Source organism: Micromonospora matsumotoense, from assembly GCF_900091525.1.
Taxonomy (GTDB): domain Bacteria; phylum Actinomycetota; class Actinomycetes; order Mycobacteriales; family Micromonosporaceae; genus Micromonospora; species Micromonospora matsumotoensis.
Map to the genome: position 1 here is coordinate 210,008 of NZ_FMCU01000007.1, position 15,353 is coordinate 225,360.

12 protein-coding genes are annotated in these 15,353 nt (G+C 73.4%); 5 read left to right on the forward strand and 7 right to left on the reverse strand.

Translation table 11 applies throughout. The annotated features are described in order from the left end of the window. The first annotated feature begins 89 nt into the window (after window positions 1–89). Together GA0070216_RS16600 and GA0070216_RS16605 are read left to right on the forward strand one after the other, a co-directional pair. Window positions 90–2,687, forward strand: coding sequence for a Tex family protein (locus GA0070216_RS16600; protein ID WP_091246668.1), 2,598 nt, complete (start codon window positions 90–92; stop codon window positions 2,685–2,687). Between the two features lie 104 nt (window positions 2,688–2,791). Continuing rightward, window positions 2,792–3,226: a hypothetical protein gene (locus GA0070216_RS16605; RefSeq protein WP_091246670.1), complete on the forward strand. Its 435-nt coding sequence runs from the start codon at window positions 2,792–2,794 to the stop codon at window positions 3,224–3,226. Here the strand turns inward: GA0070216_RS16605 and GA0070216_RS16610 are convergent. From GA0070216_RS16610 to GA0070216_RS16620, 3 genes are read right to left on the reverse strand one after another with little or no spacing between them, the layout of a single operon-like run. Continuing rightward, window positions 3,201–4,460 (reverse strand): glycosyltransferase family 4 protein, encoded by a 1,260-nt coding sequence (locus GA0070216_RS16610; RefSeq protein ID WP_091246888.1) that lies wholly within the window; start codon window positions 4,458–4,460, stop codon window positions 3,201–3,203. The genes GA0070216_RS16605 and GA0070216_RS16610 overlap by 26 nt on opposite strands. A 5-nt stretch (window positions 4,461–4,465) precedes the next feature. Further along, complete coding sequence (locus GA0070216_RS16615; RefSeq protein WP_091246672.1) at window positions 4,466–5,392, reverse strand: NAD-dependent epimerase/dehydratase family protein; 927 nt, start codon at window positions 5,390–5,392, stop codon at window positions 4,466–4,468. Then, on the reverse strand, window positions 5,389–6,219 hold the full coding sequence (locus GA0070216_RS16620) for a sugar transferase (protein WP_091246675.1): 831 nt from the start codon (window positions 6,217–6,219) through the stop codon (window positions 5,389–5,391). The genes GA0070216_RS16615 and GA0070216_RS16620 overlap by 4 nt, the downstream gene beginning before the upstream one ends. Before the next feature lie 211 nt (window positions 6,220–6,430). Here GA0070216_RS16620 and GA0070216_RS16625 point away from each other — a divergent pair, with 211 nt between their 5' ends. From GA0070216_RS16625 to GA0070216_RS16635, 3 genes are read left to right on the forward strand one after another with little or no spacing between them, the layout of a single operon-like run. After that, window positions 6,431–7,474 carry a polysaccharide biosynthesis protein gene (locus tag GA0070216_RS16625; RefSeq protein ID WP_091246677.1) on the forward strand — a complete coding sequence of 348 codons (1,044 nt, stop codon included), beginning with the start codon at window positions 6,431–6,433 and terminating at the stop codon, window positions 7,472–7,474. Continuing rightward, window positions 7,471–8,484 carry a dTDP-4-dehydrorhamnose reductase family protein gene (locus GA0070216_RS16630; protein ID WP_091246679.1) on the forward strand — a complete coding sequence of 338 codons (1,014 nt, stop codon included), beginning with the start codon at window positions 7,471–7,473 and terminating at the stop codon, window positions 8,482–8,484. The genes GA0070216_RS16625 and GA0070216_RS16630 overlap by 4 nt, the downstream gene beginning before the upstream one ends. A gap of 55 nt (window positions 8,485–8,539) precedes the next feature. Then, a complete protein-coding gene (locus tag GA0070216_RS16635; RefSeq protein WP_141723114.1) occupies window positions 8,540–10,000 on the forward strand; it encodes an O-antigen ligase family protein in 1,461 nt (486 codons plus the stop codon). Between the two features lie 221 nt (window positions 10,001–10,221). Here GA0070216_RS16635 and GA0070216_RS16640 read toward each other — a convergent pair whose 3' ends face one another. The 4 genes from GA0070216_RS16640 to GA0070216_RS16655 are packed head-to-tail and all read right to left on the reverse strand — an operon-like array spanning window position 10,222 to window position 15,252. Next, entirely contained in the window at window positions 10,222–11,475 is a 1,254-nt protein-coding gene (locus tag GA0070216_RS16640; protein WP_091246682.1) for a glycosyltransferase, read from the reverse strand. Then, entirely contained in the window at window positions 11,472–12,683 is a 1,212-nt protein-coding gene (locus GA0070216_RS16645; protein WP_091246685.1) for a glycosyltransferase, read from the reverse strand. Before GA0070216_RS16645 ends, GA0070216_RS16640 begins: the two co-directional genes overlap by 4 nt. Further along, a complete protein-coding gene (locus GA0070216_RS16650; RefSeq protein WP_342670748.1) occupies window positions 12,668–14,341 on the reverse strand; it encodes a lipopolysaccharide biosynthesis protein in 1,674 nt (557 codons plus the stop codon). Before GA0070216_RS16650 ends, GA0070216_RS16645 begins: the two co-directional genes overlap by 16 nt. Beyond that, window positions 14,296–15,252 (reverse strand): NAD-dependent epimerase/dehydratase family protein, encoded by a 957-nt coding sequence (locus GA0070216_RS16655; RefSeq protein WP_091246689.1) that lies wholly within the window; start codon window positions 15,250–15,252, stop codon window positions 14,296–14,298. Before GA0070216_RS16655 ends, GA0070216_RS16650 begins: the two co-directional genes overlap by 46 nt. Window positions 15,253–15,353 lie beyond the last annotated feature (101 nt).

Below are 15,353 nucleotides of genomic sequence, written 5' to 3' on the forward strand. Positions count from 1 at the left end.
GCACCGGGTCACCGGCGGGGGTGGCGCGCGGCGTCGGGGGTGGGCGGCAGAATGCACCAGGGAACCCGAAACGAAGGCGGATCAACATCGTGACCCAGTCAGTCCATCAGCGGATCGCCGACGAGCTCGGCGTCGCCGAGCGCCAGGTGCGGGCGGCCGTGGAGCTGCTCGACGGCGGCGCGACCGTGCCGTTCATCGCCCGCTACCGCAAGGAGGCCACCGGCCTGCTCGACGACGCCCAGCTGCGCACCCTGGAGGAGCGGCTGCGCTACCTGCGGGAGCTGGACGAGCGGCGGGCCGCGGTACTGGAGTCGATCCGCAGCCAGGGCAAGCTGGACGAGGCGTTGGAAGCGCAGCTCATGGCGGCCGACTCGAAGTCCCGGCTGGAGGACATCTACCTGCCCTACAAGCCGAAGCGGCGGACCCGGGCGCAGATCGCCCGGGAGGCCGGGCTGGAGCCGCTGGCCGAGGCGCTGCTCGCCGATCCCGGCCAGGACCCCCGGGAACGCGCCGCCGGGTTCGTCGACGCCGGGCGCGGGGTGGCCGACGTCGCCGCCGCGTTGGAGGGCGCGCGGGCCATCCTCATCGAGCGGTTCGCCGAGGACGCCGACCTGATCGGCACCCTGCGTGAGCAGATGTGGTCGCGGGGCCGGCTGGTCGCCCGGGTACGCGACGGGCAGCAGGCCGCCGGCGCGAAGTTCGCCGACTATTTCGACTTCACCGAGCCGTACCCGAAGCTGCCCTCGCACCGCATCCTGGCGATGTTCCGGGGGGAGAAGGAGGGCGTGCTCGACCTCACCATGGCCCCCGACGCCGAGGAGGACCCGGGCGCCCCGCCCACCGGCCCGACCCGCTACGAGGCGGCCATCGCCGGCCGGTTCGGGGTCACCGACGCGGGCCGGCCCGGCGACCGGTGGCTGGCCGACACGGTGCGCTGGGCCTGGCGTACCCGGATTCTGATCCACCTCGGCGCGGACCTGCGGATGCGGCTGTGGCAGGCCGCCGAGGAGGAGGCCGTCCGGGTCTTCGCCACCAACCTGCGTGACCTGCTGCTCGCCGCCCCCGCCGGCAGCCGCACCACCATGGGTCTCGACCCGGGCCTGCGCACCGGGGTGAAGGTGGCGGTGGTGGACGCCACCGGCAAGGTGGTCGCCACCGACACGATCTACCCGCACGAGCCGCGCCGGCAGTGGGACGCCTCGATCGACACGCTGGCGAAGCTGGCCGGGGCGCACGGGGTGGAGCTGGTGGCGATCGGCAACGGCACCGCCAGCCGGGAGACCGACAAACTCGCCGGTGAGCTGATCACGCGGCACCCGCAGCTCGGCCTGACCAAGGTGATGGTCTCCGAGGCCGGCGCATCGGTCTACTCCGCCTCCGCGTACGCCTCGCAGGAGCTGCCCACGTTGGACGTGTCGCTGCGCGGCGCGGTCTCCATCGCCCGACGGCTCCAGGACCCGCTGGCCGAGCTGGTCAAGATCGACCCGCGTTCGATCGGGGTCGGGCAGTACCAGCACGACCTGTCCGAGGTGAAGCTCTCCCGCTCGCTGGACGCGGTGGTGGAGGACTGCGTCAACGGCGTCGGGGTGGACGTCAACACCGCCTCCGCTCCCCTGCTGACCCGGGTCTCCGGCATCGGTGCCGGGCTGGCGGAGAACATCGTGCTGCACCGGGACGCCAACGGGCCGTTCCGCACCCGCGCCGAGTTGAAGAAGGTGGCCCGGCTCGGCCCGAAGGCGTTCGAGCAGTGCGCCGGCTTCCTGCGCATCCCCGGCGGCACCGACCCGCTCGACTCGTCCAGCGTGCACCCGGAGGCGTACCCGGTGGTGCGCCGCATCCTGGCCGGCACCGGGCAGGACCTGCGCTCGCTGATCGGCAAGTCGGCCATCCTGCGCGGGCTGCGGGCCACCGACTTCGTCGACGACACCTTCGGTCTGCCCACCGTCACCGACATCCTCGCCGAGCTGGAGAAGCCCGGCCGGGACCCACGGCCGGAGTTCCGCACCGCCACCTTCGTCGAGGGGGTGGAGAAGATCAGCGACCTCACCCCCGGGATGCTGCTGGAGGGCGTGGTCACCAACGTGGCCGCCTTCGGCGCGTTCGTCGACGTGGGCGTGCACCAGGACGGCCTGGTGCACGTCTCGGCGATGTCGCACACCTTCGTCAAGGACCCGCGCGACGTGGTGAAGTCCGGTGACGTGGTCCGGGTCAAGGTGCTCGACATCGACGTGCCGCGCAAGCGGATCTCGTTGACCCTGCGGTTGGACGACGAGGCGGCGGGGGCCGGGCGGGGCGGCGGCGGGGCCGACGCCGACCGGCCGCACCGGGGCGAACCGGGCCGGGCCGGCCAGGGCCGCGGCGACCGAGGCCAGGGCGGTCAAGGTCAGGGCGGCCAGGGCCAGGGCGGACAGGGCCAGGCCGGGCAGGGGCGGAGCGGTCAGGGACGCGGCGGTCAAGGTCAGCCCGGACAGGGCCAGGGTGGTCAGGGGCGCGGCGGTCAGGGCCAAGGCGGTCAGGGACGCGGCGGACAGGGGCGCGGCGGACAGGGCCAGAGTGGTCAGGGCCAGGGTGGTCAGGGCCAGGGTGGTCAGGGGCGCGGCGGACAGGGACGCCAGGGGCGCGACAGCGGTGGGCCGCCCGCCGACAGCGCGATGGCCGACGCCCTCCGGCGGGCCGGCCTGCTCTGAGGCCGGCCGCGAGGGCTGCCCGGCTGCCTGCTGTCCACGGTGGACCTGCCGACCGCCGTGGCCCGGGGCGGCGACGGCGGCGGTGACCGGCGTACCGTCGGGTGATGGTCACGGACGACGGCGCGGACTGGCGCGAGACGCGACGGCACGCGGTGCAGGCGCACGCCGCCGCCGACGAGCGGCGGCGTGCGGCGGAGCAGGCGGAGGCGGCGGAGTTGGTCGACGCCTTCGTCGCCGAGGCACGACAGCGGGGGCTCGCCACCACCCGCCTCGTCGCCGTGTCCTACGACGGGCGGCACCGCTACCGGACCGGGCTACACGGTTGGTACGTCGACCGGGCCCGGCACCGGGCGGTCGACGCGGCAGGACGGTTCCACCTGCTGACCGTGCCGGCCAGCCTGCGCGCGCTGCTGTTCGGCGCCACGCCGGAGCCGTCCCCGCCGCCGCTGGTCATCGGCCGTGGTGGCCGCGACGGCGAGTCGCTACCGCTGGAGGCGCTGCTGCGCCGCCGGCTCAGCGCGGGCGACGACTGGCCCTGACCCGGCCGTCGGCCACCATCTCGTGCAGGGTCCGCTCGACCCGGTCGGCACCGGCGGCCACGGAGAAGACCCGGTCGTAGTGCCCCCGACCGGCCTGACCGAGCAGTTCCAGCTTCTCCCTGCCCAGGTCGCAGACCTCCCGCAGGGCGTCGGCGATCGAGTCGGGGTCACCGGGTCGGGCGGTGATGCCCGCGCCGCTGTCGCGCGCCACGGCGGCGGCGTCCCCCTCCGCGGCGACCAGCAGCGCCCGCCCGGCGGCGAGGGTCGCCTGCACCTTGCTCGGCATCGTGTACGCGGACATGCCGCCGGGCCGCAGGCTCACGTAGTGCGCGTCTCCGGTGGCCATCAGCGCGGGCATCCGGTCCCGGGGCAGCTGCCCGAGGAACCGGACGTTCGTCGCTCCCACCGCCCCGGCCCGACGACGCAGCCGCTCCTCGGTGGTGCCGGAGCCGGCGATCAGGCAGACCAGCCGGGGGTCACCGGTGCGCGCGCAGGCGTCGATCAGCGAATCGAGCCCCTGTGCCTCACCGAGCGCCCCGGCGTAGACCAGCACCACCTGGTCGGTGCGCAGACCGAGTTCGGCGCGCAGGTCGGCGGTGCGGGCCCCCAGCGTCTCGTCCGCCCACACCGGGATGTGCACGAGCTTCTCCCGGGGCACCCCCCGGTCGGCGAGCAGGTCCGCCGCACCGGGTGAGACGTGGGCGACCCGGGCCGCGCTGCGGTACATCGCGCCGCACCAGGCAGCCATCCCCCGCTCGATGGTCCGTGACACCCTGCCGGTGCCGAGGAAGCCGCTGGCCAGCACGCTGTCCGGCCAGAGGTCCAGCACGTGCAGCAGCACCGGCACCCGGTGCACGTACCGGGTGAACCACATCGGCAGGGCGACGCTGATCGGCGAGTTGCCGACCCAGAGGGCGTCCAGGCCCCGCAGCGCCGGGGTGCCGGAGAGCAGCGCGGAGACGGCGAAGGAGCCGTAGTTCGCCACCCGACGCGGCGCGGAGCGGTCGTGGCTGGGATAGAGGGCCACCCGGCGGACCCGGAGCGGGCCGTCGGTCTCGTCGAGGCGGCGGGCCAGCCGGTAGCCGGGTGCCAGCCGACCGGTCGGGTAGTTCGGGAAACCGGTGAGCACCCGGACCTCGTGTCCCCGGTCGGCGAGGGCGCGGGCGAGCATCCCGGGCAGGGCCGCCGGGCCCGGCTCCGGGTCGAACCACTGGGTGAGCAGGCCGATCCGCATCGACCTCACCCCGCCGCCACGCCGGCCACCGGGCGGGTGGGTGGCGCGCCGTCGGCCCGCCACAGGGCGCGCAGCGAGTCGGTCAGGTCGTACGCCGGGGCCCAGCCGAGCACCCGACGGGCACGGTCGAGGTCGGCGCACATCCAGGGCACCGCGGCCGAGCGGGTGGCGTCGGGCGGGAAGGTGCCGGGCCGGATCTCACCGGGGAACCCGGCCACGTCGGCCAGCAACCGGACGACGTCCCGCGTCGCCGCCGCGCGTCCGCTGCCCACGTTGACGACCCGCTCCGCGCCCACGGCGCACCGCGTCGCGGCCAGCACCGCCGCCGCCACGTCCCGCACGTCGACGAGGTCCCGGTAGGTGTCGTGCAGACCCAGGGCGATGTCCCCCGCCCCGCCGGCCGCCGCCGCCCGGACCATCGCGGTGACCCGGGCCAGCATGTTGCCCGCCGGCATTCCCGGCCCGACCGGGTTGAAGACCCGCAGCACGATCGTGTCGAGGCGGCCGGCGTCGCCCGCGAGCTGCGCCAGGCGGGTCGCGGCCAGGTGACTGAGCCCGTACTCGCTCACGGGTGCGGCCGGGTGGTCCTCCCCGACGGCGAGGCCGTACGGCACGACGCCGTACTCCGCCGCCGAGCCGATCCGGATCAACCGGGCCCCGGGTGCGGCGACGGCCACCGCCTCGATCAGTTTCGCGGTGGTCACGACGTGCGCCCGCACGAAGTCCAGCCCGGAGCCGACGATCCGGCCCGCCGCGCTGACCACCACGTCCGGTCGTTCCCGGGCGACCAGTGCGGTCAACTCGGGCAGCTCCATCCGGACCAGGTCGCACTGCGCGCGGGTGGGCGACCGCAGGACGGTGTGCCCGGCCAGCACGGCACCGATGTGGCGGCCCAGGAAGCCACCGGCACCCAGCAGCAGCACCCGGTTCATCGGCGGTACGCGGCGTCCCGGTCGTCGACCGGCGACGACCCGTTCGGCTGGTCCCCGCCCGGTGACGAGCCGTTCGGCCGGTCGCCGGTCCGCGACGACGCGTTCGGCCCGTCGCCAGCCGGCGCCGACGCGGGCGGCCGGTCGTTGCCGGTGAACTCGTGCCAGGTGGCCGCGCCGGGAGCCGAGATGCCCTCCCGGCTGAGCACCACCCGGACGGTGGTCAGCAGGATCTTCAGGTCCAGCAGGAAGGACCGCCGGTCGACGTAGTCGATGTCGTAGCCGAACTTCGCCTCCCAGCTCAGGGAGTTGCGCCCGCGTACCTGGGCGAGCCCGGTGATGCCCGGCCGCACCTCGTGCCGGCGGGCCTGCTCGGCGTTGTAGAGGGCGAGGTACCGCACCAGGTGCGGACGGGGACCGACCACGCTCATCTCGCCGCGCAGCACGTTCCAGAACTCCGGCAGCTCGTCGAGGCTGCTCGCCCGCAGCCAGCGGCCCACCCGGGTGAGGCGCTGGGCGTCGGTCACCAGCCCCCGCTCCGGGTCGGGATGGCGCATGGTGCGGAACTTCACCACCTGGAACAACTCGCCGTGCAGGCCGGGACGGGTGTGCCGGAACAGCACCGGCCGCCCGTGCGTCACCAGCACGACCAGGGCGACGAGCGCCAGCAGCGGTGCGCCGACGGTCAGCACGACGAGGGCGCCGAGCACGTCGAGGAGCCGCTTCCAGCGGTCGTACGGTCGCCGGGGCGCCGGGGCGGCCCCCCGTCCGGCCGCCGGGCCGTGGGCACCGGCGCGCGGCTGCGCCGCGGGGACAGCAACTTTGGGCATGGAACAGACCTACCACCTTCACGGCGAACGATCCGCGCTTTCACATCCGCCACTCCGGGCGGGTCGACAATGGCACCCCCGCAAATGTGAAACGTGATTGTTCCTCCCTTTACCGGAAGCGCGCCCGGTCTCGTTATGGCAACAGTATGGTCACCATTGACGAGATCGCGATTCCCGAGGATGGTCCGCCGGGAAACAGGCAGGAGGAGATATGCTTCCCTCGCTTTCGGAGAGGCGTTTCCTGATCACCGGGGGCACCGGGTCGTTCGGCCAGACAATGGTCTCCCGACTGCTCGACGCCGGCGCCGCCGAGGTGCGGGTCCTCAGCCGTGACGAGTCGAAACAGGACGCGATGCGGCACCGCCTCGGCAATGACCGGGTCCGCTACTACATCGGCGACGTCCGGGACTACGACAGTGTGCTCAAGGCCGCCCGGGGCATGGAGTTCGTCTTCCACGCCGCCGCCCTCAAGCAGGTGCCCTCCTGCGAGTTCTTCCCGCTCGAGGCGGTCCGCACCAATGTGCTCGGCAGCGCCAACGTGGTGGACGCCTGCGAGCGGGTCGGCGTGGAGACGCTGGTCCTGCTGAGCACCGACAAGGCCGTCTATCCGGTCAACGCGATGGGCATGACCAAGGCGCTGATGGAAAAGGTGGCGCAGGCGCACTCCCGCAACAACGCGTCGGCCCGGACCCGGGTCTGCTGTGTGCGCTACGGCAATGTGATGTACTCGCGTGGATCGGTGATCCCACTGTTCATCGACCAGATCCTCCGCGGCGGTCTGCCGACGGTCACCGATCCGACGATGACCCGTTTCCTGATGTCGCTGCCCGAGTCGGTCGAGCTGGTGGAACACGCGTTCGTGTTCGGCCAGCCGGGGGACGTCTTCATCCGCAAGGCCGACGCCTGCACCATCGGCGACCTGGCCACGGCGCTGTGCAACCTGTTCGGGGTGCCGGCCAAGTTCAACGTGCTCGGCATCCGGCACGGGGAGAAGCTCTACGAGACCCTGGCCAGCCGGGAGGAGCTGGCGTTCGCCGAGGATCTCGGCGACTTCCTCCGGGTGCCGGTGGACAGCCGCGACCTCAACTACTCCCTCTATTTCGAGGAGGGCGACGTCGAGCACGGTGGCCTCGCCGACTTCCACTCGCACAACGCCCGCCGACTGTCCGTACCGGAGATCGAGTCGTTGTTGATGACGCTGCCCGAGGTGCGCGCGCAGGTCCAGGCCGCCGCGGCGGCCGTGGTGACGACATGAGCACCGCCGCCGACACCGGCCGACCCGACCGGGTGCCCCGGCGGCGCAGCGACCACCAGGCCGACCAGCGGACCGACCACCAGGCCGACCAACGCCCGGCACGACGGGTCCTCGTCGTCGGCGTCACCGGCATGCTCGGCCACGCCGTGCTGCGCGAACTCGACGACGATCCGGAGCTCGACGTCCACGGTCTCGCCCGCAGCATCGACGACCGGGCCGGGTGGTTCCCCCGGCACCTGCTCGACCGCATCGTCCCGGCCGTCGACGTGACCCGGTTCGATCACGTCCGGCGACTCGTGGACGAGTTGCGGCCGGACGTCGTCGTCAACTGCGTCGGCGTCATCAAGCAGCGACCGGACGTGCAGGACGCGGTGCCCACGGTCACCCTCAACGCCCTCTTCCCCCATCTGCTGGCCGACGCCTGCGCGCAGGTCGGCGGCCGGCTCGTGCACGTCAGCACCGACTGCGTGTTCTCCGGCCGCCGGGGCGGTTACGTGGAGGACGACCTGCCCGACCCGCCCGACCTCTACGGTCGGTCCAAACTGCTGGGCGAGGCGACCGGGGTCGCTGCGCTCACCCTGCGTACCTCGATCGTCGGGCACGAGCTGACCACGAACCGTTCCCTGGTGGACTGGTTCCTCTCCCAACGCGGTCAGGTACACGGTTTCACCAGGGCCATCTACAGCGGGGTCACCACCGTGGAGTTCGCCCGGTTGCTGCGCACGGTGGTCCTGCCCCGGGCGGAGCTGACCGGCCTCTACCACGTCGCCGCCGCACCGATCACGAAGTACGACCTGCTCCGACTGGTCGCCGAGGTGTACGGGTGGTCCGGCGAACTGGTGCCGGACGACGAGTTCGCCTGCGACCGGTCGATGCGCGCGGACGCCCTTGCCCAGGTCACCGGCTATCACCCGCCGAGCTGGCCGGACATGATCGCGGCGATGCACGCCGCCCGGCCCCGCTGGGCGCTCGACCAGGCCCGACCGGGCCTGGCGGGCGTGCCGCGCTGACGGACCAACAGACCACCGCCGGCACCGCCGGCCTGCTGGAGTCAAAGGACATCACGTGGGGAACCGAGTGGGTCAACTGTGCCTGATCGTCGGGGCGTTCGCCGTCGCGGTGGCCACCACCGTCGCCAGCGTCAACGTCCCGCTGGTCGCGGTCGGGGCGGTGGCGTTGCTGCTGCTCGCGCTGTTCGCGCTCGCGCAGCAGATGGACGGCTGGCGGTGGCTGCTGGGCCTGACCGTGGCGCTCCTGGTCTGCGCCTCGTCCAAGCTGCCGGCCCTGGTGGAGGCCAGCTTCTATCCCCGGTACGCGGCGGTCGCCGCCCTGATCGTCTGGGCGCTGGGCAGGCCGGGTCGCACGGTGGCCCGGTTCGACCCGTGGACCCGCCTGCTCATCGGCGCGCTCTGGGCGATGGCGGGTCTCGCCACGCTGAGTTTCACCTGGTCGGTGGTGCCGCTGGAGACCCTCCAACGCGGCGTCGCGCTGCTCCTGCTGGCCGCGTTGGTGCACGTCCTGATCCGCTTCCGGTGGTCGGACCGGACGGTCATGCTGGCCGACCTGCGCGTGGTCTATCTGGTGCTCAGCGGCTCCGCCCTGATCAGCCTCGGCTTCGGGCTCACCGACGGCACGCTCCTCGCCGCGCTGTCGCAGACCGACCGGTTCGAGGGCCTTTACAACAACCCCAACATGCTCAGCATCGTCTGCGCCCTGACCATCCCGCTGGGCTGGGCGGTCTACCAGCAGTCACGGCGGCGGCGGGAACTGCTGGGCATGGTGCCGGCCGTCGCCTGCCTGCTGCTCTCCCAGTCCCGCACCGGGCTGATCGCCGTGCTCGTCGGCGCCCTCTGGGTCGTGCTGCGGCACGGGCTGGGCCGGGTGGTCCGCCTCGCCGCCGGGCTGGCCGCGGGGCTCCTGGTGGCCTACCTGTTCAACCTGCTGCCGATCATCTTCGCCGGCCCCTGGATGCGGCAGCTCGTACTGCGCTTCACCGACCCCACCGACGGCGACCTGTCCAACGGCCGCACCGAGATGTGGCAGGCGACGGTCGACCTGTGGTGGCAGAACCGCCCCGCCCTCGGCTTCGGGTACGCGTCCCGCAACCACCTGTTCGCCCTCGCCAGTCTCGACGAGTCCTTCGGGGCCGGGGTGAGCGTGGTGCACAACAGCTATCTGCAACTGCTGCTGGAGTTGGGGCTCGCCGCCGTGGCACCGCTGGCGCTGCTGCTGCTGGCCGTCGGGCGGGTCGCGCTGCGGGCACCGGTGCGCCGGGCCGACTCGGGTCTGGTCTGGCTCGTCGTCACCGGTCTGCTGATCCAGGTCACCGAGTCGGCCATCTTCGGCACCGGACAGACCTACCCGTACGTCTTCTGGCTCGTGACCGCCGGTGTGCTGTTGCACCTGCCCGGCATCCCGGCCGACGCCGACGACGGCGTCGAGCCGTCCCCCGCGCCGGCACACCCGCACCAGGTCCACCCCCCGGTGGACGCCGCGCCGCGCCGGCCGGTGCCGGTGCTGCGCTGAGGTCACGCACCCGTGCTGGGCGGAGAGACCGCACCACGTGCTGGCCTGGGACCGCACCAGTGCTGCCCTGAGACCGCCCCCCGGTGCTGGGCTGATCGCCCGCAGTGCTGGGCTGATCGCCCCACCGTGCCGGGCTGAGATCACACTTCGGTGCCGGGCCGGAGACCGCACGACGGTGGGCGTCCCGATCGGGACGCCCACCGCTTGTCATACCGTCCGGCTCAGCCCCGGTCGTCGGCCGCCACGAAGGTGCTGACCCGGTCCCGCCAGGCCCGGTGGTCGAACGACTCGCGGGCCCTCGACCGGGCGGCCCGGCTCATCGCCGTCCACTCCTCGTCGGACAGCCGCAGCGCCCGTTCGATCGCCCACCGCACATCGTCCGGGCCGTTGCCGTCGAGCACCAACCCCTCGACGCCGTCGTGCACGTAGGCGGCCAGGTCGCTGGTGTGGTTGAGCAGCACGGGGCAGCCGGCGGCGAGGCTCTCCGGCACCTTGGACGGGAAGCCGTTGGCCGCGTAGCCGCCGGTGGGGCGGACCAGCATCGAGAAGTGCGACTCCGCGAGCAGCGCCAGCACGGTGGCGCGGGGGACCCGGCCGAGAAACCGCACGTCGGCGCAGAGGCCGTCGAGCACCGAGACGTCCAGATCCGAGTGGGCGGCGGCGTCCTCGCGGGTGACCCCGGCGATGGTGAGGCTGACCCGCCGCTGCTGCTCCGGGCCGAGCCGGCTGATCCCGCGGACGATCACGTCCAGCATGTCCTTGCGGCCGGGGGTGCCGGCATAGAGCAGGCGCAGGCCGGTGGAGAGGGCGGGCGGCTGCCCGGCCCGGAAGTCGTCGCAGTCCACCTGTGGCGGCACCACCAGCACCTCCAGCCCGTGTGCCGTGAGATAGCCGGCCAGCGTGGTGGAGACCGCCGTGGCGCGACCGACGAGCCGGGTGGTCAGGAACGTCGACCAACGGTGCCGGACGAGGTACGGGGTGAGCCAGCCGTGCCGGAACTGCCGCCGGTCGTGCCGCTCGCTGGCGTCCACCACCACCGGGCAGCGCAGCGCCAGGCGCAGGACCGTCCAGTTGCCGAGGGTCATCAGCGCCATCGGCAGCAGCACCACGCTCACGTCGCCCCGGCGTACCCCCTGCCGGCGGGTGGCCCGCAGCACCCGGACCGGGCGGGCCAGCCGGGCCGGCAGCCGGGTGAGCCGGTGCAGACCACGTACCCGCAGGGTGACCAGGTCGACGCCGGCCGCGCCGGGCGGCCGGGCCGGGAAGGCGACCTCGCAGGGCCAGTCGTTGACGACCAGGGTGCGGCTGCCCTCGGGGGCGGCGGACCGGGCGAGTTGCAGCAGACGGTTGGAGGTGGCGTCCCCGTGCGGGAAGGCGTACGCGCCGACGAGCAGCGGACGGGGACGGTCGGTCCGCCCGGTCGATGCCCCGTCCGGCCATGGCTCCCGGCCGACGACCATGGTCTGATCGGTCATCTCTCCCACCGTCCCGAGCCGACCGGTGGTCGGCTGCTCTCTCGTGGCGCCAGGTCCCGCCCCGGGCGGGCCGATGCCCACCGTCGGTAGATCTCCAGGTGGATGGCGGCGGCCCGGTCGATGGCGAAGACGCTGTGGACGAACCGGTCCGCGGCCACCGCAGGGGCGGTCGACGCGGTGAACGCCGCCGCCCGGTCCACCGCCCGCGCCCACACCTGCGCCGGGGCGTCGATGCCGACGATGGTCACCCCGGGCAGCCGCTCGCCGATGAAGCGCACCCCCGGCAGGTCGGCGGCCACCGTGCCGACGCCCAACGCGACGGGTTCCAGCACTCCCCCGGGCAGCCCTTCCAGGCACGAGGGGTGGACGACGACATCGGCCTGCCGCAACAGCCCGCCCACGTCCTCGCGCGGGCCCAGCAGGTGCACCCGGTCGCCGAGCCCGGCGGCAGCCGCCGCCGCCCGGACGCGGTCGTCGTCGGCCGGGTCGCCCGGCCCGACGAGCACGGCGTGCGCGGACACGCCCCGGTCCCGCAGTGCCGCCAGGATCGGCGGCAGCAGCCAGCGGCGCTTCTCGGGCGAGGCCCGGCCCACGGTCACGCAGATCAGGTCCCCCGGTCCCGCGCCGATCAGGGTCCGGAGGTCGTCGGGGCTGGGCCGACGCAGCCGGTCGAGGTCGAGTCCGTTGAGCACCACCTGGCAGCGGGGGTCGTCGCGCCAGCACGGGTGGTAGCCGAACGTCAGCGAGCTGGGCGAGACGCCGAGGATGTCGGTGGCGGAGATCCGCAGCAGCCGGCCACAGACCCACCGGTAGATCCGGCGGCGCAGGGTGCGGTGCTGGTTGTCGTCCCCCCGGAAGTGCGCGACCCGGCCGGGTACGCCGCACAGTGCGCCGAGCGCGAGCGGCACGCCGGAGAAGTTGGCACAGTCGGCGTGCACCACGTCCGGGCGCAGCTGCCCGAGCAGGCGTAGGAAGCGGGCGGGGAAGCGCGGGTCGAGCGGCATCGCCGTGACGGTGCCGCCGTACCGGGTGACCATGTCGGCCAGCGGCCCCGGCCCGACCGCGTCGCTGAGGGTGACCAGGTGCAGCTCGGTGCCGGCGGCCGCGAGCCGGGGCAGCAGTTCGGCGGTGCGCATCTCGGTGCCGCCGAAGTTCAGCTCGCCGACGACCCGCAGCACCCGGACCCGGCCGGTCACGACGGCCCGCACCGGGCGAGGGCCCGCCGGTATCCCACCAGCGCCGCCGGCACCACGGTGAGCAGGTACGCGACGCAGGCCGCCCCGGGCAGGCCGGCCAGGCCGAACTGTCGCAGCCCCCAGACCTTGAGCACGGTCGCCAGCACCAGGAACGACGCCCAGCCGACGAACTGCGGCCGGAGCAGACCGATGCTGTTCTGCACCATGAGCAACGGGGAGGTGACCGCCACCAGCAGGGACCAGCCCGCCAGCCCGACGAGGACCGGGAGCCGGATGGTCGACCGGTCGACGGTGCCGACCCAGAGTTCGATCAGCCGGTGGCCGTAGCCGACCAGCAGCAGCCCGACCGCTCCCACGATCACGCCGTAGAGCGCCACCATGCGCCGGGTGTTGCGGCGTACCCAGGCCACCTCACCCTGCGCCAGGGCGGCGCCGTTGACCGGCCAGACCGTCATGCCCACCAGTCCGACGAAGATCCACAGAACCCCGAACAGCTTTCCCACGACCGCGTAGTGCGCCGCCACCGTCAGTCCCAGGACGTTCGCGACCAGTGGGTTGTCCACGTTCAGCGCGATCGACGACATCATGGTGAGCGCGAAGAACTGCAGGCCCAGCCGGAGCAGGCCGACGACGGTCTCCCGGTGCACGAGTCGCGGCGTCGGCCGGTCGGCGGGCCCGGCGGACCAGAAGTAGGTCACCGTGTTGAGCAGGTTGGTCACCGGCACGGCCAGCACCGCGCCGCCGACGACCACCAACGGTCCCCAGTCGGCGGCGATGGCGACCAGCACGACGGCCATGGCAGCCAGCGCACCGGCCGACTGCCACACGCTGCTCTGCACCATCTGACCGCGGGCGTACTGGATGCGCTGGATCAGCGAGAGCGGGATGTTGACCGCGAAGGCGCCGAAGCAGATCAGGACCAGGGTGCCGGTCTGCGCGGCGACGGTCGGGTCGCGGACGGCGAACAGCTCCACCCAGGGCACCACCGGGGTGACCACCACGAGTGCCGCCAGCAGCAGCACCGCGACCACGCCGAGGGTGGCGAAGGCCCCGGAGATCTCCCGGGCCTGTTGGCGGGGGTCGTCGGCCAGCTGACCGAGCCGGGTGAGCAGCCCGTTGCCCAGCCCCAGATCGGCGAACCAGGCCATCCCGGTGAGCGCGGTGATCGCCATCCACAGGCCGTACCGCTGGTCGCCGAGATACCGGAAACAGGCGGGCGTGATGACCAGCGGCGCGGCCAGGCCGATCCCCTTGGCCACCATCGCGGTGGCGATGCCGACCGTGACCGTGCGGTCCCGACTGGGCCCCGACGGCGGGCCGGACGTCGATGCCGCATCGGACGTCGGGACCAGGGAGGCGACCGTCGTGTCGACCGGCTGCGCGGCAACGACCGTCGCCCCGGTGGCAACCGTCGCCCCGGCAGCTGTGAGCCCGGCAGGGATCGACCCGGCAACCGGCGGCCCGGCGCCGACCGGCCCGGCAGCAGGCGGCCCGGCAGCGACCGGCCCGGCAGTAGGGAGCCTGGCAGCGACCGGCCCGGCAGTAGGGAGCCTGGCAGCGACCGGCCCGGCAGTAGGGAGCCTGGCAGCGACCGCCTCAGCGGCGGCCCGGCCCACGGCCCGGATCACCGGAGTGGGGCAGGGACGACGCCCAGCCGCTCGGCCATCCACTCGCCCGTCGCCCGCAGCCCCTGCACCCGGTCGACGGGGGTGACGTCCGGGAACAGGTGCCGCAGGGTGGTGTTGTCCGCCAACGAGTGTGGGACGTCACCGGTACGGGGCGGCGCGTGCTCCCGGTCGATCGGCCGCCCGAACAGCTCCTCCAACTCGTCGAGCACCTGGAGCAGGCTGACCCGCGCCCCGAAGGCGAGGTTGACCGGATGCGGGTGGTGCACCCGGCGGCGGAGCGCGTCGAGGATGACGTCGCAGACCGTGCCGACATAGGTGAAGTCGCGGGACTGGGTGCCGTCGCCGTGCACCACCACCGGCTCGCCGCGCAGGGCGGCGTGGGTGAACCGGGGGATGACGGCCGCGTACGCGTGGTCGTGCCGCTGCCCGGGGCCGAAGACGTTGAAGAACCGGAAGGCCAGCGTGGGCAGCCCGAACGACGCCTGGTGCGCCAGGGCGTACGCCTCGGTGGCGAGCTTGCTGGCCGCGTAGGGGCTCATCGGACGGGTCCAGGTCAGCTCCACCTTGGGCAGCGCCGGGTTCATGCCGTACACCGACGAGGAGGAGGCGACGAGCACGTGCCCGACGTCATGCCGTCGGGCCGCCTCCAGCACCATCAACGTGCCGGTGGCGTTCGCGTGGTGGGAGGCCAGCGGGTCGCGCAGCGAGCGGGGCACGCTGGGCAGGGCGGCCAGATGGACCACCGCCTCCCGGCCCGCCATCGCCGTGTCCAGGGCGGCCGGGTCCAGGATCGACCCCTCGACGAGATCGACGTCCAGCCCGTCGAGGTTGCCCCGCAGCCCGACCGAGAGGTCGTCCAGGACGCTGACCTCCTTGACGGCCGGCTCGCACAGGGCGGCGCGGGCCAGGTTGGCGCCGATGAAACCGGCCCCCCCAGTGATCAGAATGCGCATGAACAACCCCCCGAATACGCACGTCACCTGTTCATCGAGCAGGTGTGCAGCACATTACGGCAGAATCGGGCACCTCATCCTATTAAGGACAAAGTTCGCAG